Origin of the sequence: Streptomyces sp. NEAU-W12 (assembly GCF_026242095.1) — a bacterium.
Lineage (GTDB): Bacteria > Actinomycetota > Actinomycetes > Streptomycetales > Streptomycetaceae > Streptomyces.
This window is the reverse complement of the sequence record NZ_JAPJDM010000025.1, coordinates 20,736-38,461: the sequence shown is the minus strand read 5'-3', so window position 1 is coordinate 38,461 and position 17,726 is coordinate 20,736. Positions and strand designations below refer to the sequence as shown.

Annotated in this window: 14 protein-coding genes and 2 pseudogenes; 11 read left to right on the top strand and 5 right to left on the bottom strand. The window is 72.9% G+C overall.

Going from position 1 to position 17,726, the window contains the following annotated elements:
- Positions 1-44: 44 nt before the first annotated feature.
- The gene (locus tag ORI94_RS27525; protein ID WP_416237908.1) at positions 45-2,063 is read left to right on the top strand and encodes an ABC transporter permease; all 2,019 of its coding nucleotides are present in this window, start codon (positions 45-47) and stop codon (positions 2,061-2,063) included.
- Between the two features lie 101 nt (positions 2,064-2,164).
- A complete protein-coding gene (locus ORI94_RS27520; RefSeq protein WP_266080482.1) occupies positions 2,165-3,133 on the top strand; it encodes an ABC transporter substrate-binding protein in 969 nt (322 codons plus the stop codon).
- 156 nt (positions 3,134-3,289) lie between these two features.
- Here the strand turns inward: ORI94_RS27520 and ORI94_RS27515 are convergent.
- Both ORI94_RS27515 and ORI94_RS27510 read right to left on the bottom strand, forming a co-directional pair.
- A pseudogene (locus tag ORI94_RS27515) lies at positions 3,290-3,473 on the bottom strand (isocitrate lyase/phosphoenolpyruvate mutase family protein); the annotation flags it as partial.
- 218 nt (positions 3,474-3,691) lie between these two features.
- On the bottom strand, positions 3,692-4,249 hold the full coding sequence (locus ORI94_RS27510) for a carboxymuconolactone decarboxylase family protein (protein WP_266080480.1): 558 nt from the start codon (positions 4,247-4,249) through the stop codon (positions 3,692-3,694).
- Between the two features lie 47 nt (positions 4,250-4,296).
- Here ORI94_RS27510 and ORI94_RS27505 point away from each other — a divergent pair, with 47 nt between their 5' ends.
- From ORI94_RS27505 to ORI94_RS27480, 6 genes are all read left to right on the top strand, one after another.
- A complete protein-coding gene (locus ORI94_RS27505; RefSeq protein WP_266080478.1) occupies positions 4,297-5,667 on the top strand; it encodes a PLP-dependent aminotransferase family protein in 1,371 nt (456 codons plus the stop codon).
- 204 nt (positions 5,668-5,871) lie between these two features.
- Complete coding sequence (locus tag ORI94_RS27500; RefSeq protein ID WP_266080476.1) at positions 5,872-6,264, top strand: hypothetical protein; 393 nt, start codon at positions 5,872-5,874, stop codon at positions 6,262-6,264.
- Positions 6,265-6,299: 35 nt separating this feature from the next.
- A complete protein-coding gene (locus ORI94_RS27495) occupies positions 6,300-7,523 on the top strand; it encodes a glutathionylspermidine synthase family protein (protein WP_266080474.1) in 1,224 nt (407 codons plus the stop codon).
- Between the two features lie 427 nt (positions 7,524-7,950).
- Complete coding sequence (locus tag ORI94_RS27490) at positions 7,951-9,399, top strand: glycine hydroxymethyltransferase (RefSeq protein ID WP_266080472.1); 1,449 nt, start codon at positions 7,951-7,953, stop codon at positions 9,397-9,399.
- 271 nt (positions 9,400-9,670) lie between these two features.
- Positions 9,671-10,684, top strand: a complete 1,014-nt coding sequence (gene trpS / locus ORI94_RS27485; protein ID WP_266080470.1) for a tryptophan--tRNA ligase — start codon at positions 9,671-9,673, stop codon at positions 10,682-10,684.
- A gap of 224 nt (positions 10,685-10,908) precedes the next feature.
- Positions 10,909-11,487 carry a 2'-5' RNA ligase family protein gene (locus ORI94_RS27480; RefSeq protein ID WP_266080468.1) on the top strand — a complete coding sequence of 193 codons (579 nt, stop codon included), beginning with the start codon at positions 10,909-10,911 and terminating at the stop codon, positions 11,485-11,487.
- 26 nt (positions 11,488-11,513) lie between these two features.
- On the opposite strand, the pseudogene ORI94_RS27475 reads toward ORI94_RS27480, so the two are convergent.
- Positions 11,514-12,309: pseudogene (locus tag ORI94_RS27475) on the bottom strand (SDR family NAD(P)-dependent oxidoreductase).
- 125 nt (positions 12,310-12,434) lie between these two features.
- Here ORI94_RS27475 and ORI94_RS27470 point away from each other — a divergent pair.
- Positions 12,435-13,349 carry a YihY/virulence factor BrkB family protein gene (locus tag ORI94_RS27470; protein WP_266080466.1) on the top strand — a complete coding sequence of 305 codons (915 nt, stop codon included), beginning with the start codon at positions 12,435-12,437 and terminating at the stop codon, positions 13,347-13,349.
- Here the strand turns inward: ORI94_RS27470 and ORI94_RS27465 are convergent.
- The gene (locus ORI94_RS27465) at positions 13,297-14,643 is read right to left on the bottom strand and encodes a D-alanyl-D-alanine carboxypeptidase family protein (RefSeq protein WP_266080464.1); all 1,347 of its coding nucleotides are present in this window, start codon (positions 14,641-14,643) and stop codon (positions 13,297-13,299) included. The two genes, ORI94_RS27470 and ORI94_RS27465, sit on opposite strands and share 53 nt — an antisense overlap.
- A 172-nt stretch (positions 14,644-14,815) precedes the next feature.
- Here ORI94_RS27465 and ORI94_RS27460 point away from each other — a divergent pair, with 172 nt between their 5' ends.
- Positions 14,816-15,064 (top strand): SCO4848 family membrane protein, encoded by a 249-nt coding sequence (locus tag ORI94_RS27460; protein WP_042165347.1) that lies wholly within the window; start codon positions 14,816-14,818, stop codon positions 15,062-15,064.
- Positions 15,065-15,088: 24 nt separating this feature from the next.
- Complete coding sequence (locus ORI94_RS27455; RefSeq protein ID WP_266080461.1) at positions 15,089-16,489, top strand: metallophosphoesterase; 1,401 nt, start codon at positions 15,089-15,091, stop codon at positions 16,487-16,489.
- A gap of 283 nt (positions 16,490-16,772) precedes the next feature.
- Here ORI94_RS27455 and ORI94_RS27450 read toward each other — a convergent pair whose 3' ends face one another.
- Positions 16,773-17,648: a TetR/AcrR family transcriptional regulator gene (locus ORI94_RS27450; RefSeq protein ID WP_266080459.1), complete on the bottom strand. Its 876-nt coding sequence runs from the start codon at positions 17,646-17,648 to the stop codon at positions 16,773-16,775.
- Between the last annotated feature and the right edge of the window lie 78 nt (positions 17,649-17,726).

Below are 17,726 nucleotides of genomic sequence, written 5' to 3'. Positions count from 1 at the left end.
CCGGTGGCCACCGGCGCCGTCTCCCACGGCCGGGGGTGGACCGCGTGAGCGCCGTCATCACGCCCGCCCCGCCGACGAAGCCCACCGGACAGCCGGAGGAACCCGCGCCCGCCGAGCGGCGCCCCCTGCTGCGGCACCCCGTGGTGCGCCGTCTGCTGCCGCTGGCCGTCGCCGCCGCCGTGCTCGTGCCGCTCGCCGCCCTGCTGTGGGGCAGCGGAACCTGGCCGTCCGAGCTGACCGCGGACGTCCGGACACCCCTGGACGACGCCTACACCTGGGTCGTGAACAACCGGGAGACCCACCCGGTCTTCCTCTACTTCCTGCTGCACCTGAGCAACTGGTCCGACGGATCCGTCAGCTGGATGACGGACCTGCTGGAGTCCCTCGGCTGGTTCCCGGTGATCACGGCCGCCATGCTGCTGTCCTGGCGGGCGGGCGGACTGCGCGACAGGCGCGGACCGAAGCTGGCCGGCGTCACGTTCGCCGCCTTCGCGGTGTGCGGCGTGCTCGGTATGTGGGAAGCCACCATGGAGACCCTGGCCCTGATGGCGGTCGCGGTCACCGTCTCGGCCGCGATCGGCGCGCTGCTGGGCCTGGGCGCCGGGCTGTCGGACCGCTTCGAGCGGATCCTGCGACCGGTCCTGGACACCATGCAGATCATGCCGGCGTTCGCGTATCTGCTGCCGCTGGTGCTGCTGTTCGACATCGGCGTGCCGTCCGCCCTGATCGCGACGGTCATCTACGCGGCCCCGCCGATGGCACGGCTGACCGCGCTCGGTCTGAGGGGCGCGGACCCGTCGGTCATGGAGGCCGCGAAGTCGCTGGGCACCAGCCCGGCGCAGCGGCTGCTGACGGCCCGGCTGCCGCTGGCCCGCAAGGAGATCCTGCTCGGCCTGAACCAGACGATCATGATGGCGCTGTCGATGGTCACCATCGCCTCCGTGATCGGAGCCGGCGGCCTCGGTGAGGAGGTGTTCCGCGCACTGTCCACCGTCGACGTCGGCGGGGCGCTCGCCGCGGGCATCCCGATCGTGCTGCTGGCGGTCTGGCTGGACCGCACCACCGCCGTCGCCGGAGAGCGGCTGAGCGAGGGCGCGGCCCCGGCCGGCTCCTCCTGGCTGCACGGCCGGCGCGCCTGGGCCGTGGCCGCCGGCTCCGGTGCGGCGCTGGGTACGGTCGGGTGGCTGCTGCTGATCGCCGAGTGGCCGGGGACCTGGACCGTCAACATGGCCCCGCCCGTCAACGACGCCGTGGGCTGGTTCACCGGCCACCTGGCCGAGGGCGTGCCCGTGCTGGGCGGCACCCGGACCTGGGCGGACGGCTTCACCATCTGGGTGCTCGACCCGCTCCGGGACGGCCTGACCGCCATGCCGTGGTGGCTGATGGTGCTGCTGGCCGCGGCCCTGGCCCTGCTCGCGGGCGGCTGGGGCGCGATGTGCATGGCGGGCCTGGCGATGGCCGGGGTCGGCGTCATCGGTGTGTGGGCCACTTCCCTGGACACCCTGTCGCAGGCGATCGCGGGCGTCGCCGTCACGCTCGTGCTCGGCTTTTTGATCGGCGTGGTGGCGGCCCGGGTGCCGCTGCTGAACCGCCTGCTGCGGCCGGTGCTGGACACCATGCAGACCCTGCCGCAGTTCATCTACCTGATCCCGGTGGTGGCCCTGTTCAACGTGGGCCGCTCCGCCGCCGTCGCCGCGGCCGTGCTGTACGCGCTGCCCGCCGTCGTACGGATCACGGTGCAGGGCCTGAGCCAGGTCGACGCCGCGACGCTGGAGGCGGCCCGCTCCATGGGCGCGAGCTCCTTCCAGCAGATCCGCCAGGTGCAGGTGCCGCTGGCCCGGCCCGCGCTGATGCTCGCCCTCAACCAGGGCGTGGTGCTGGTGCTGGCCATGGTGATCGTCGGCGGCTTCGTCGGCTCCGGCGCCCTCGGCTACGACGTCGTCTACGGCCTGCAGAAGAGCGAGCTCGGTGTCGGCCTCAGCGCCGGTGTGGCGATCGTGCTGCTGGGTCTGGTCCTGGACCGCACCACACAGCGCCCGGGCCGGCCGGCCGGTACCCGCTAGCCCGCCGTTCCCGGGACCCGGCCTCCCGCCCGTACCCGGCCCCCAAGCCCCCTCCGCAGGGAAACGACCCCCTGCCTGTTCCCACCGAAAGAGACACTCACATGAAGAGCAGAAAGAACCTCCTGCGCGCCGCGACCGCCACGGCCGCCGTCCTCGCCGTCACCGGCCTGAGCGCGTGCGGTGCCGCCAAGACCGACTCCTCCTCCTCATCATCGTCGGGCGGCTCCGACACGGTCACCATCGCCGTCCCGTCGTGGGTCGGCGCCGAGGCCAACGGGGCCGTCGCCAAGTACCTCCTGGAGAACGAGCTCGACACCGAGGTCGAGCTGACCCAGCTCGACGAGTCGGTCGCCATCGACGGGCTCAACAGCGGCAAGGTCGACGCCGTGCTCGAGGACTGGGGTGGCGCGCCGGACAAGATCAAGCGGTACGTCGAGGACAAGAAGTCCGTCGTCGAGGGTGGTGACCTCGGTGTCACCGGCCACATCGGCTGGTTCGTGCCGAAGTACCTCGTGGACGAGCACCCGGACATCACGGACTGGGAGAACCTCAACAAGTACAGCGATCTCTTCCGTACCGCGGAGAGCGGGAACAAGGGCCAGCTGCTCGAGGGTTCGCCGTCGTACACCACCAACGACGACGCGATCATCGAGAACCTCGATCTGGACTTCAAGACCGTGTACGCCGGCTCCGAGGCCGCGCAGATCACGCAGATCAAGGAGGACTACAAGGCCAAGAAGCCGTTCATCACCTACTGGTGGACGCCGCAGTGGCTGAACGCGCAGGTCGACCTGGTCGAGGTGAAGCTGCCCGAGTACAAGGAGGGCTGCGACGCCGACCCGAAGAAGGTCGCCTGCGGTTACGCCCAGACGCCTCTGCAGAAGTACTTCAACGCCGACTTCGCCAAGGACGGCGGGGAGGCGGCCCAGTTCCTGAAGAACTTCAACTGGACCGCCGAGCAGCAGAACGAGGTGGCCGCGATGATCGCGGACAAGAAGATGAGCTCCGCGAAGGCGGCCGAGACCTGGGTCAAGGCCAACGAGGACGTCTGGAAGGCGTGGCTGGCCTGACCGGAGCCCCACCGTCGCACGGGGGTGACCGCGCCCCTGGCGCTGTGGCCGGGAGGGGCCACCGGCTCCGGCACACCTTCCCGGCCACAGCACCAGAGGCCCTCCGGGGGGGTGAGTCCGGCCGCGATGCCGGCCGGTGCCCGTGCCGCCCGGTGCTGCCGGGGCCGCCCCGTCCTCGTGCCCGAGGGACGCCGCCCCCCGTGCTGGGCGTCGCGAGCGCCGGGGATCCGGCCTCGGCGAGGCCCCGGGCGCGGGCCGCGTCCCAGGGGCCGGGCAGGACGAGCGGGTCGCCCGGAGCGCGTCCGTGGTGGAGGGCGCGGAAACGGCCGGCCCTGCTCACCGCTCGGCACTCCCCGGAGAGAACCGCCAGCCGGTTCCCGCCGCCGCCGACGGCGACCGGCGCCGGGAGACGGGCCGGCCCGTCGGCGTCGAAGCGACGGGCGGCCCCTCCCCGGGGCTCGGCGGACCGGACTGCCTCTCACCCAGCCCTGCCCGGCGGCGCCGTCCCGGCCCGCAGCGCGGACCGGACGCCGTCGGCCGGCAGCGTGGTGCGCGCCGTTACCTGTAGTGCCCCGGCGTGTAGTGACCCGGCGTCCTCCGGCACGTCACACCGAAACGGTTCCAGGCGTTGATCACCGTGATCACGGCGATCAGCCGCGCCAGCTCCGGCTCGTCGAAGAACCGGGCGGCCTTCCCGTACACCTCGTCGGGCACGAAGCCGTCCGTCAGCACGGTGACCGCCTCGGTCAGCTCGAGCGCCGCCAGCTCCTTCCCGGTGTAGAAGTGGCGCGACTCCTGCCAGGCGGCGAGCTGCACGATCCGCTCCACGCTCTCGCCCGCCGCGAGCGCGTCCTTGGAGTGCATGTCCAGGCAGAAGGCGCAGTGGTTGAGCTGGGAGGCCCGGATCTTCACCAGCTCGAGCAGCCTCGGGTCGATCCCCTTACGGGACGCCGCGTCGAGCCGCACCATCGCCTTGTAGACGTCGGGGGCGAGCGCGGCCCAGTCCAGTCGGGGTGTCTCCTCGGGCGCGTACTCCGTGGCCGTACCTCCGCCGACGGCGGCTGCCGTCGCGGTGCCGTCGTTCGTGGTGGTGGTCGTGGTGGTGGTCGTGGTCATGGCTACGAGCGTAGGAGTGAGGCAGCCCAGGAGTATGGTCCATTCGCATGGCGAAACCATGGGCCACTTTCGGTATCGACCTCCACCTGGAACCGGCCGGTCCCGGTCTGCGCCGCGGTCTGACCGACGCCCTGCGCGAAGCGGTCCGCAGCGGCCGGCTCGCCCCCGGCACCCGGCTGCCCTCCTCCCGTGCCCTCGCCGCCGACCTGGGCGTCGCCCGCAACACGGTCGCCGAGGCCTACGCGGATCTGGTCGCCGAGGGCCGGCTGACCGCGCGGCAGGGCTCCGGGACCCGGGTCGCCGACCGTGCGGTGCCCCGGCCGCCCGCCCGGCGGCCCACCCCGCGACGCCCGTCCGGGCGGCCGCGGTACGACCTCACCCCCGGCATCCCCGACCTCGCCTCCTTCCCGCGCGCCGAGTGGCTCAGGGCCTCCCGCCGGGCCCTGGCGACCGCCCCCCACGACGCCCTCGGCTACGGCGACGCGCGGGGCCGCCCCGAACTGCGTACCGCCCTCGCGGACCACCTGGCCCGCGTACGGGGCGTACGCGCCGACCCCGAACGCATCGTCATCTGCTCCGGGTTCGCCCACGGCCTCCACCTGCTCTGCGACATCCTGCGCGCCCGCGGCGCCCGCACCCTCGCCGTGGAGTCCTACGGCCTCGCCGAACACCGCGACCTGATCGAACGCACCGGCCTGCGCACCACTCCGGTCCCCTCCGACGACGCCGACCCCGGCGACGCCGCCGCGGTGCTGCTCAACCCCGCCCACCAGTTCCCCCTGGGCGGTGTCCTGCGCCCGGAGCGCAGGGCGGCCGTCATCGACTGGGCCCGCCGCACCGGCGGCCTGATCCTGGAGGACGACTACGACAGCGAGTTCCGGTACGACCGCCAGCCCGTCGGGGCGATCCAGGATCTGGACCCCGACCACGTGGTCCACCTCGGCACGGTCAGCAAGTCCCTCGCCCCCGGCCTCCGTCTGGGCTGGATGGTGCTGCCCCCGTCCCTGCTGCCGGAGGTCGTCGAGCACGGCGCCGTCCGTTCCGTCGGCGTGCTCGAACAGCTCACCTTCGCCGAGTTCCTCACCTCCGGCGCCCACGACCGGCACGTGCGCGCCGCACGGCTGCGCTACCGGCGTCGCCGCGACGCCCTGGTCGACGTCCTCGCCGAGCGGGCGCTCGACGTCCGGGTCACGGGCATCGCGGCCGGGCTGCACGCGGTGCTCCGACTGCCGCCGGGCACCGAGCAGTCGGTCGTCCGGGCGGCCGCCTGGCAGGGCCTCGCGGTCAAGGGCCTGGCGTACTTCCGCCACCCCGCCGCCGAGGTCGCCCCCCTGGACGCCCTGGTCGTCGGCTACGGCACCCCGCCGGACCATGCCTGGACGGCGACCCTGGACGCCCTGTGCCGGGCTCTTCCCTGAAGGGTGGGCCCGGCAGCCCTTCGCGACGGGCGGCCGTGCCGAGCCCGCACACCCTCCCAAAGGCCCCGGAACCGGGCCCGGCCGAGCCCGCTTTCAAGGGCCCCCTGCCCACGTCTGCCGGTCGGCGCCTAGGCTGTCCGCCGCGAGCCGGGGAGCATGACGGACCGGCAGCGGCCACGCGGCACACACGGGGGAGCGGAGAAGATGACGCAGAACACGGCCCAGGAGACGGTGCAGGGCACGGCCCGGAAGGCTCGGACACGGCGGCGGCTGCGGTCCGGCACGGTGATGCTCGGCAGCATGGGGGTCCTCGCGGCGGCCCTGTCCGCGTGCAGTTCCGATCCGGACCGCCGCTGCGTGGACCGGGACAGCTACGACTACGTCAACGGTTACAAGGTCGTCGCCGACAAGAACTGCACGACGTCCTCCGGTTCCGCCGGCAGGGGCGGCAGGTCCGGCTCGGCCCAGCGCGTCGACGCCGACTGGTACTACGACGCCGATGTCAGCGGCAGCTGGGCCGAGGACGGCACCTTCAACCGGAGCGAGGCCGTCGACCGGGGCGGCTTCGGCTCGTCCTCCGGCAAGAGGGGCGGCTGAGGACCCGGACGGGCGAAGGAACGAAGGGCTCACCCGTGGAACGCCGCACCATCGAACCCCGCCCCGGCTGGCAGCGGACCGTCGAGGAGCAGGGTCTGATCTACCCCCTCACCCTGCCCAAGCCGCTCGAGGCCGACCGGGCTGCGGGAATCCCCGTCCCCGAGGACGCCTGGGTCCCGTACTGGGACGAGAGCGCGTACTACGTCTTCGCCATGGACGAGGTCGAGGCGCTGGAGGAGGCCGTCGAGGAACTGCACCGCATGTGTCTCGCGGCCGCCGACCACATCGTCGGCGCCGACCGCTTCGCCGACCTCGGCATCACCGATCCGAGGGTCGCCGGCGCGGTTGCCGAGGCCTGGCACCGGCGGGCCGAACTCCCCTCCGTCTACGGCCGTTTCGACCTCCGCTACGACGGCACCGGCCCCGCGAAGATGCTGGAGTACAACGCCGACACCCCCACCTCCCTGGTGGAGGCCGCCTCACCCCAGTGGTTCTGGATGGAGGAACGGTTCCCCGGCGCCGACCAGTGGAACTCCCTGCACGAACGCCTCGTCGACGCCTGGCGGAGGCAGGCCGCGCTCCTCCCGCCGGGCAGCCCGCTGTACTTCGCCCACTCCTGGGACGACGTGCTCGGCGAGGACCTCATGACCGTCGCCTACCTCAAGGAGACGGCCGAGCAGGCGGGCCTCGAGACCGAGTGGCTGACCGTGGAGGAGATCGGCTGGGACCGGCTCTCCGGCCGCTTCGTCGACAACGACCTCCGGTTCATCCGCAGCATCTTCAAGCTGTACCCCTGGGAATGGCTCACCACCGACCGCTTCGCCGGCCACGTCCTCGACACCCTCGACAACGGCGGCGGCACCGGCAGCACCCTGTGGATCGAGCCCGCCTGGAAGATGCTGCTGAGCAACAAGGCCCTGCTGGCGATCCTCTGGGAGCTCTACCCGGACCACCCCAACCTCCTCCCGGCCCATCTCGACGGCCCCCGAGACCTGGCGTCGTCCACCGGCTACGTGGCCAAGCCGCTGCTCGGCCGCGAGGGTGCCGGGGTGACGATCCACCCGCCGGGCAGCGCCCCCGTGGTCCGTGACGAACCCTGCTGCTACCAGCAGCTCGCCCCGCTGCCGGACTTCGACGGCAACCATGTCGTCCTCGGCGCCTGGACCGTCGGGGACGAGTCCGCCGGTCTCGGCATCCGCGAGTCGTCGGGCCTGGTCACCGACGAGTACGCCCGTTTCCTCCCGCACGTGATCCTGTGAGCGCCCCCTGATCCGACGCCTCCACAGGGCCGCGGGCCCTTCACAGGGGCGCGGGGAGCCGCGCGGCCGGGCCCCACCGCACCCGCAGCCCGCACCCGCAGCCCGCGGCCGGCAGCCGACGGTTGGCAGCTCGCAAGCTCGCAAGCTCGCAAGCTCGCAAGCTCGCAAGCTCGCAAGCTCGCAAGCTCGCAAGCTCGCAAGCTCGCAAGCTCGCGGCCGCCGGGCAGGCGTGCCCGCTCGCATGGCGGACGCCTTGCCACGACGCCCCGTGCCGCCCGGTAGGCTGGCCGGCGGGCCGTGACTGGCGTGCTGGGATGGGACCGACCATCGGGAAGCGGCCCCCGGACCCGTGACCCGCCGGGACCGGCCGAGTGCCGTGCGCCTGGGCCATGCCGTGAACGCCGAACGCCACGTCCGGAGGTCCCTCATGCCCGCCGAGCCCCTCTCCACCGCTTCCACCGCCTTCCGCTCCGCCCTCGACGTGATCCGCGCCGTCGAGCCGCGCGTCGCCGACGCCATCGGCCAGGAGGTCGCCGACCAGCGCGAGATGCTCAAGCTGATCGCCTCCGAGAACTACGCCTCGCCGGCCACCCTCCTGGCGATGGGCAACTGGTTCAGCGACAAGTACGCCGAGGGCACCGTCGGCCGCCGCTTCTACGCCGGCTGCCGCAACGTCGACACCGTCGAGTCGCTGGCCGCCGAGCACGCCAAGGAGCTCTTCGGCGCCCGTCACGCCTACGTCCAGCCGCACTCCGGCATCGACGCCAACCTCGTCGCCTTCTGGGCCGTCCTCGGTGCCCGCGTCGAGGTGCCCTTCCTGGAGAAGAGCGGCGTCCGCCAGGTCAACGACCTCTCCGACGCCGACTGGGCCGAGCTGCGACGTGCCTTCGGCAACCAGCGCATGCTCGGCATGTCCCTGGACGCCGGCGGCCACCTCACCCACGGCTTCCGCCCGAACATCTCCGGCAAGATGTTCGACCAGCGCTCCTACGGCACCGACCCGGGCACCGGCCTGATCGACTACGAGGCGCTGCGCGCGTCCGCCCGCGCGTTCAAGCCGCTGATCATCGTCGCCGGGTACTCCGCGTACCCCCGCCTGGTGAACTTCCGGATCATGCGCGAGATCGCCGACGAGGTCGGGGCCACGCTCATGGTCGACATGGCGCACTTCGCGGGTCTCGTCGCCGGCAAGGTGCTGACCGGCGACTTCGACCCGGTCCCGCACGCCCCGATCGTCACCACCACCACCCACAAGTCGCTGCGCGGCCCGCGCGGCGGCATGGTCCTGTGCGACGACTCCCTCAAGGACCAGGTCGACCGCGGCTGCCCGATGGTCCTGGGCGGCCCGCTCCCGCACCTCATGGCCGCCAAGGCGGTCGCCCTGGCGGAGGCCCGGCAGCCCTCCTTCCAGGACTACGCCCAGCGCGTCGTGGACAACTCCCGCGCCCTCGCCGACGGCCTGATGCGCCGCGGCGCCACCCTGGTCACCGGCGGCACGGACAACCACCTGAACCTGATCGACGTGGCGTCCTCCTACGGCCTCACCGGCCGCCAGGCCGAGGCCGCCCTCCTCGACTCCGGCATCGTCACCAACCGCAACGCCGTCCCGGCCGACCCGAACGGCGCCTGGTACACCTCCGGCATCCGCGTCGGCACCCCCGCGCTGACCACGCGCGGCCTGGGCGCCGCCGAGATGGACGAGGTCGCGGGCCTGATCGACCGCGTCCTGACCACCACCGAGGCCGGCACCACGAAGTCCGGCGCCCCCTCCAAGGCGGCCCACGTCCTCGACGCGAAGATCGCCGACGAGGTCTCCCACCGCGCGACCGACCTGGTGGCCGGCTTCCCGCTGTACCCGGAGATCGACCTCGGCTGACGGCGCCGACGGCACTCAGCGGCCGATCAGCTCCCGACGCGGCTCCTCGCGCGGCGGTCCGGCACGGCGGCGGACCGCCGCGCGGCGTGCCGGCGGGGTTCCGGCGGCCTCCGCCGCGGCTCCCGCGGCCACCCGCCACCCCCGTCCCCACGCCCCGTCGCGTGACGCCGCTCCCGCCCCACCCCCTTGTCACGTCCCCGCGCACGGATCGGGACCCGCCTGTTTCGGACCAGTGCCCGACCGCCCCCCGGGGCCTGAGAGAATGATGGGCATGGCCCCTGACAGTCCTCGCGTGCTCTCCGGAATCCAGCCCACCGCAGGCTCGTTCCACCTCGGCAACTACCTCGGCGCCGTACGCCAGTGGGTGGCCCTGCAGGAGACCCACGACGCGTTCTACATGGTCGTCGACCTGCACGCGATCACGGTCCCGCAGGACCCGGCCGAGCTGCGCGCCAACACCCGGCTCGCCGCCGCCCAGCTGCTGGCCGCCGGGCTCGCCCCGGAGCGCTGCACGCTCTTCGTCCAGAGCCACGTCCCCGAGCACGCCCAGCTCGCCTGGGTCATGAACTGCCTCACCGGCTTCGGCGAGGCCTCCCGCATGACCCAGTTCAAGGACAAGTCCGCCAGGCAGGGCGCCGACCGCGCCTCCGTCGGCCTGTTCACGTACCCGGTCCTCCAGGTCGCCGACATCCTGCTCTACCAGGCGCACGAGGTGCCGGTGGGCGAGGACCAGCGCCAGCACATCGAGCTCACCCGCGACCTGGCCGACCGCTTCAACACCCGCTTCGGCCCGACCTTCACCGTCCCCAAGCCGTACATCCTCAAGGAGACGGCGAAGATCTACGATCTTCAGGACCCGACGATCAAGATGAGCAAGTCGGCGTCCACGCCGAAGGGCCTCATCAACCTCCTCGACGACCCGAAGGCCACCGCCAAGAAGGTGAAGAGCGCGGTCACCGACACCGACACCGTGATCCGCCACGACGTCGAGAACAAGCCGGGGATCAGCAACCTCCTCACCGTGTACTCGACCCTCACCGGAGCGGGCATCACCGAGTTGGAGGAGCGTTACGCCGGCAAGGGCTACGGGGCGTTGAAGACGGACCTCGCCGAGATCATGGTGGAGTTCGTGACCCCGTTCAGGGAGCGCACCCAGCAGTACCTCGACGACCCCGAGACGCTCGACTCGATCCTGGCCGAGGGCGCGGAGAAGGCCCGCGCCGTCGCCGCGGAGACCCTCGCCCTGGCCTACGAGCGGGTGGGCTTCCTGCCCGCCAAGCACTGACCCGGCCCCGGGCCGGGGCTCCCGCGGCGACCACCGCGGAACCGAACGCGGGCCCGGCCCCGGTCCGTACCACCGGCTGAGCGCCGTACATCACTCCGGCTGCGCCTGCCCGGGAGCGGGCCGTGGTCGTACAGTCGGTACGAGGGCGGCCGCTTCGGCGGCCCCCGCTGCGCACCGGACCGGCCGGGGCGGCGCCACCACAGGGAACGAACGAAGGAGACGACGTGGGGACCGTAACGATCGGTGTGTCGATCGCGGTCCCGGAGCCTCACGGCAGCCGGCTTCAGCAGCTGCGCGCGGGCTTCGGCGACGCCGCTGCTCACGGTATCCCCACGCATGTCACCCTGTTGCCGCCGACGGAGGTCGACGAGGGCGACCTGGCGGCCGTCGAGACGCATCTGGACGAGGTCGCCGTGGTCGGCCGCCCGTTCCTCATGCGGCTCTCCGGTACCGGCACCTTCCGGCCCCTGTCGCCGGTCGTGTTCGTCCGGATCGTGGAGGGCGCCGAGGCCTGCACCTGGTTGCAGAAGCAGGTCCGCGACGCGTCCGGTCCCGTCGCGCGCGAGCTGCAGTTCCCCTACCACCCGCACGTCACCGTGGCGCACGGCATCGAGGAGGCGGCGATGGACCGCGCCTTCGAGGAGCTCGCCGACTACGAGGCGCGGTGGCCCTGCACCGGCTTCGCGCTCTACGAACAGGGAGCCGACGCGGTGTGGCGCAAGCTGCGGGACTTCCCGTTCGGCTCGCCGGCGGTGCCCCCGCAGTCCGGCCGTGCCGACCGCGGTTCCGTCAGCGCGCTCTGACGACCGGCCCTCGCAGGGCCCGGAGGTCAGAGCGGCAGCCGCCGCACCACCGCCCGGGGCAGGTGCCGGAGCGCCGACGTCACCACGCGCAGTCCGCCCGGCACCCACACCGTCTCCGCGCGGCGGCGCAGCCCCAGCTCCACCGCCGTCGCGACCGCCTCCGGGGTGGTGGCGGGCGGAGCTCCGGGCGGTGCGGCGGTCGTTTGGGTACGGACGGAGCCGGGACGCACGACCATGACGTGCACACCCGTGCCGTACAGCGCGTCGCCGAGGCCCTGGGTGAAGGTGTCCAGGCCGGCCTGGCCGGAGCCGTGGATGAAGTCCGCGCGGCGGGCCCGCTCCCCGGCGACGGACGACAGCCCCACCAGGGAGCCGTGCCCCTGGTCCTGGAGGGCGAGGGCGCACACGAGGCCCGAGGAGACCGCGCCGGTGCAGTCGGTCTGTGCGATCCGGACGGCGGCCCGGGGCGACCGCTCGTCGTGTGCCTGGTCGCCGGGGGTGCCGGAGGCGAGGAGCACCATGTCGATGCCCCCTCCGCGAGGACCTTGCCGAGGACGCTCTCGTGGGAGTCGTGGTCCAGGGCGTCGATGGCGACGGTGCGGACCTGGGCGCCCAGGCGGCGCAACTGCTCCGCGGCCCGCTCCAGCGCGGGGGAGAACCGGCCCCCCGCCACACCGTGCGGGTGCGGCGGGCGATCAGCCGGCGTGCGGTGGCCTGAGCGATCTCGGAGATGCCGCCGAGGACGAGCAGGGGCCGGGGCAACCGGAGCGCGGCGGGAGCGCCGCGGCCCCGTCCCGTGGGGGAGACGGTGCCATCAGGCATGCCGATGACCGTATGGCCCCTGTATGGGGGATGTGTCCTGTAACCTCACCCCACTCCTCGAAACGGGTGATTAATGGGATGTCGTTCCGCACATGGGACCTCTCCCACGGGGGCAGAGGCGGTTCATGGACTGGCTGAAGAGACTCCCGGTCGTCGGCCCGTGGGTCGCGCGGCTGATGCTCACGCACGCGTGGCGGTCGTACGAGCGGATGGAACGGGTGGCCTGGACGCGGCTGGCCGCCGCGATGACGTTCACCAGCTTCGTCGCGCTGTTCCCGCTGCTCACCGTCGCCGCGGTGGCCGGCGCCGCCATGCTCAGCCAGGAGCAGCAGGACACCCTCCAGGAGAAGATCGCCGAACAGGTGCCCGGCATCTCCGACCAGCTGGACATCGGCAGCCTGGTGGACAACGCCGGCACCATCGGTCTCATCGCCGGTGCCGCCCTGCTGTTCACCGGCATCAGCTGGGCCGGATCGACGCGCGAGTGCCTGCGCGCGGTGTGGGAGCTGCCCGAACCGGAGGAGAACCTCCTCCTGCGCAAGGCCAAGGACGCGGGCATCCTCGTCGGGCTCGGCGGCGCGGTCCTGGTCACCCTGGTCGCCTCCACGGTCGCCTCGACGGCGGTCGACTGGATCAGTGACGCCATCGGGCTGGAGAAGGGCGGCTGGGGCGGGATCGTGCTGCGGATCGCGGCCTTCGCCGTCGCCGCGGGCGCCGACTTCCTGCTCCTGCTGTACGTCCTGGCGCCGCTGCCCGGCGTCGAACCCGCCCGTCGCCGTCTGGTCGTGGCCGCGCTCATCGGCGCGGTCGGCTTCGAACTGCTGAAACTGCTGCTCAGCGGCTATGTGCAGGGCGTCGCGGCGAAGAGCATGTACGGCGCGTTCGGCGTTCCGGTCGCCCTGCTGCTGTGGATCAACCTCACCATGAAGCTGGTCGTGTTCTGCGCCGCCTGGACGGCGACGCGGAACAAGGAGGAGGGCGGGCAGGTCACGGACGCGGCCGGCGGCGCACCAGATCCGGCAGCGGCCAGCGGCGGTTGACCAGGAACGCCCCGCCCGCGAGCAGGGCCAGCACCCCACCCGTGACGGCGAGCGCGGCCCCGACGCCGCCGGCCCCGCTCCCGGCCGCGGCGCTCGCCACCGGCTGGGAGCCCGCGGCGCCGGGCGCCACCTCGCCCGCGCCGCCCGCCTCGCCGGGGGAGGCACCGGGACCCGGCCGGGCGCCGGTCCGCGCGGCGTTCCTGGGCGGCACCAGCTCACCCACCGGGTCGACCTTCCCGGCAGCCCTGAAACCCCAGTCGAGCAGCCGCGCGGTCTCCTTGTAGACCCTGTTGCTCTCCTTCTTCTGCGGGTTCATCACGGTGACGAGCAACACCCTGCCGTCCTGCTCGGCGACCCCGGTGAAGGTGGCACCCGCGTTGGTGGTGTTGCCGTTCTTCACCCCCGCGATGCCCTCGTAGACCGGCACGTCGTAGTCGCCGGACAGCAGCCGGTTGGTGTTCTGGATCTCGAAGGACCCGCGGACCTTCTTGCCCTTCTTGTTCTTCTTCGTCTCACCGGGGAAGTCCGCGCGGACCGTCGAGGCGTACTCCCGGAAGTCCTTCTTCTGCAGCCCGGAACGGGCTATCAGGGTCAGGTCGTACGCGGACGACACCTGGCCCTCGGCGTCGTAGCCGTCGGGGCTCATCACGACCGTGTCGAGGGCCTGGAGCTCCTCGGCGTGCTCGTTCATCTCCTCGACGGTGTTCTCGAGGCCCTCGTTCATGGCGGACAGCACCCTGACCGCGTCGTTGCCGGAGCGGAGGAAGACGCCGAGCCACAGGTCGTGGACGGTGTACGTCTCGTCCTCCTTGACCCCGACCATGCTGGAGCCCGGGCCGATGCCGGCCAGGTCGGAGGGTTCGACCCGGTGCTTCGTCGAGCCGGGCCACTTCGGCAGCAGCGTGTCGGCGAACAGCATCTTCAGGGTGCTCGCCGGAGCCAGTCGCCAGTGCGCGTTGTGCGCGGCGAGCACCTCGCCGGACTCCGCGTCGGCGACGATCCAGGACCGGGCCGACAGGTCCTTCGGCAGCACCGGCACGCCGCTCGCGAGGTTGACCTGGGTCCCCGCCCGCCCGAGCCGGGCGCCGCCCACCGTCGACATCCTGGCCGGAGGAGCGGCCTTGGACCCCTCCGACGGGGCGGCCGAGGGCTTGGAGGAGGCCGAGGGCCTGGAGGAAGGGGTGGAGGACGGACTCGGGGCCGCGAGGGCGACGGGAGCGGTCAGCGCGGTGGACACCACCATGACGGAAGTGACCAACAGCGAGCGCATGATGGAGTTTTTGGGTGCGGGCACGGTCGGAAACGTACATGCAGTGCCTGAGGAAGTCCCCCCTCCCTCCCCACCCCGCGAACGGAACCGGACACCGGCCGGTGATACTGGACCCCTACCGTGCCCGCCCGGGGGAAACCCTCCGGAGCCCTGGCCGAATCCGGGCGCCCGGTGCTGCGATGAAAGGTCAGATCTGGTGAAACTCAGCCGCCCCGTCTCCTGGTTCCTGCTCGTCTTCGGGGTGTGGAGCTGGATCATCTGGATCACTTTCGTCAAGAACCTGGTCAAGGACGGCAGCGGGCTGGCCTTCGACGACGGCGAGCCGACGGCGTACTTCTGGGTCCATCTGCTGCTGGCCGTCGTCTCCTTCGTATGGGGGACGGTCATCGGGGGCATCGGGTTGCGCGGTCTGCGCGCACTGAGCCGGACGTCACGGACGTCGTAACGGAAATCTGGGGAACACCGCACCGTGGCCATAGTTTTTGTACTCATCGCCCTGCTGGTCCTGTCCGTCCTGGTGGCGGGCAACTGGTACCTGTGGCGCCGTCTGTTCCGCGACACGACCCGGGCCCCGGGTGCCGTGCGCCGCATCGGCGTGGTGGTGATCGCCGGAGGCTGGGCGGTGACCTTCGCGGCGTTCTTCGCCACGCGCAGCGGTGTCCCGTTCTGGCTCAAGCAGGTCCTGGCCTGGCCCGGCTACCTCTGGCTGGCCCTGTGTCTCTACCTGCTCCTCGCGGTGCTCGTGGGCGAGGCCGTCCGCCCGGTGCTGCGCCGGGTCCTGGAGCGCCGGGCGCGGCGCACGGCGGCCGCCCCGCCGGGCCAGGGGCCGACGCCGGTACCGGCGGCCGCGGCGGCCACCACTGCCGCACCGGCCGCGCCGGCACCGGCCGCGTCGGCACCGTCCGCGTCGGCACCGGGAACGTCGCGGCCGGCGGCCGCGGACGCGCCCGCGCCGACCGGGACCACGACCGCTGCGCCCACCTCCGGCGCCCCTGACGTCCCCGACGCGATCGAGGAGCCCGCCGTCCCGGTGGAGCCCGCCGGACCCTCCCGGCGGCTGTTCGTCTCCAGGGTGGTCGCCGGGGCCGCCGCCGCGGCGGCCGTCGGAACGGTCGGGTACGGCACGTACGGCACGGTGCGCGGACCGAAGGTCAAGCGGGTCACCGTGCCGCTCGCCAAGCTGCCCCGCGCGGCGCACGGCTACCGGATCGCCGTGGTCAGCGACATCCACCTGGGACCGGTCCTCGGCCGGGGCTTCGCGCAGAAGGTCGTCGACACGATCAACTCGACCCAGCCCGACCTGATCGCCGTCGTCGGCGACCTGGTGGACGGCACGGTCAAGGAACTCGGCCCGGCCGCGGCCCCGCTGGCGCAGCTGAGGGCACGTCACGGCTCCTTCTTCGTCACCGGTAACCACGAGTACTTCTCCGGCGCCGAGGAGTGGGTCGACGAGGTGCGCCGACTCGGCCTGAACCCGCTGGAGAACGCGCGCACCCACCTCCCGCACTTCGACCTCGCCGGCGTGAACGACCTGGCCGGCGAGGACGAGGGCCAGGGACCCGACTACGCGCGGGCGCTCGGCGACCGGGACCGGGCCCGCGCCTGCGTGCTTCTCGCCCACCAGCCGGTGATGGTCCACGAGGCCGTCGACCACGGTGTCGACCTCCAGCTCTCCGGCCACACCCACGGCGGCCAGCTGTGGCCCGCCAGCTACCTCGCCGCCGCCGCCAACCCGACCCTCGCGGGCCTGGACCGCTACGGCGACACCCAGCTGTACGTCAGCCGCGGCGCAGGCGCCTGGGGCCCGCCGACCCGGATCGGCGCGCCGTCGGACATCACGGTGATCGAACTGGCGTCGAAGCAGACCTGACGGCCCCGCCGCAGGGGCCCGGGCGCCACCCCGGGCCCCTGCGGTACGGCCCGGTGCCCCGGGCCCCGCGGCCCGGGTCCGTCCCACGCGCTCAGCACCCGGCCCGCAAGGCGGTCGGCAGCGGGTCGGTCCGGTCCGCCGTACCGGCCGGTGCCGTGACCGGCTCCTCCCGTGAGGACGCGGAGACCGCCTGCCCCGCACGGTTCCCGCGCGGGGCAGGCGGCGGTGCTCGGCGGCCCGCTGGTGCACGACGTGGAACTCGCCCCCGGTGAGGTGGACACCGTCAACCGACCGGGCCGGGCCGCCCGTCGCGGCCGGCGGGCGCCCCGCGGGCCGTCCCGTCGTTCCCGGCGGGCGCCCCGCGGTCGCTCCCTCCGTTCCCGGCGGACGCCCCGCGGCCCGTCCCGTCACCGTTTCCGGCAGGGACTCCCCGGGCCTTCGCCGGGTCCGGCAGCATCCTGGTCATCCCCGGCAGGAACTCCGTGAACATGTCGTGGACCTCGCGCACCAGCGGGCGCAGGGTGCGGAAGCGGGCCAGCGCGACGCCCCGCGCGGTGATGCGGGCGCCGCGCTCGGCGAGACGGTGACTGCGTTCGCGGCCCTCGGTGCGGTCGAAGATCCAGTAGAGGACGAGCCCCATCTGCGCCAGCCACATCAGCTCCGGCAGCACCTCCCGCAGTTCGACGGGCACCTTGGCCTTCGAGCCGGCCAGCACGTCCCGATGGACGCCGATCGCCTCCGCGCGCGCGTGCTCCGACTCGGGCGAGAAGGGACTGAGCGGGCTGTCCGGGTCGGCGGCGTTCTTGAAGAACTGCACGGCGAACTCGTGGTACGGCGTGGCGATGTCCAGCCACGCCTTCAGCACGCCCGCGAACCGGGCCTCCAGATCGGTCTCCCGCGCCAGGGACTCCCGCACCGCCCGCTGGTGCTCGGCGGCGATCCGGTCGTAGAACCCCTGGATCAGGTGTTCCTTGCCCTCGAAGTAGTAGTACGCGTTGCCGACGGACACCCCGGCCTCCGCGGCGATGGCCCGCATGGTCGTCCTGTCGTACCCGCGCTCCTGGAACAGCCGCATGGCCGTCTCCAGGATCAGGGCGCGGGTCTGCTCGGACTTGCTGAGTGCGGCACCGTCACCGGGACCGTCGTTCTTCACGGACACGGACAGAGAGCCTAGCCCCGGGCCGGAACGCCCCCGCCCGTGCGGACCGCCACCAGGTCCTGTCGTCACCTGCACCAG

What these genes read in the sequence shown, in the direction of transcription:
- ORI94_RS27520 (WP_266080482.1), top strand. Translation starts at nt 2,165, where the DNA reads ATGAAGAGCAGAAAGAACCTCCTGCGCGCCGCGACCGCCACGGCCGCC.
- ORI94_RS27510 (WP_266080480.1), bottom strand. Translation starts at nt 4,249, where the DNA reads ATGACCACGACCACCACCACGACCACCACCACGAACGACGGCACCGCG.
- ORI94_RS27505 (WP_266080478.1), top strand. Translation starts at nt 4,297, where the DNA reads ATGGCGAAACCATGGGCCACTTTCGGTATCGACCTCCACCTGGAACCG.
- ORI94_RS27500 (WP_266080476.1), top strand. Translation starts at nt 5,872, where the DNA reads ATGACGCAGAACACGGCCCAGGAGACGGTGCAGGGCACGGCCCGGAAG.
- ORI94_RS27490 (WP_266080472.1), top strand. Translation starts at nt 7,951, where the DNA reads ATGCCCGCCGAGCCCCTCTCCACCGCTTCCACCGCCTTCCGCTCCGCC.
- trpS (WP_266080470.1), top strand. Translation starts at nt 9,671, where the DNA reads ATGGCCCCTGACAGTCCTCGCGTGCTCTCCGGAATCCAGCCCACCGCA.
- ORI94_RS27470 (WP_266080466.1), top strand. Translation starts at nt 12,435, where the DNA reads ATGGACTGGCTGAAGAGACTCCCGGTCGTCGGCCCGTGGGTCGCGCGG.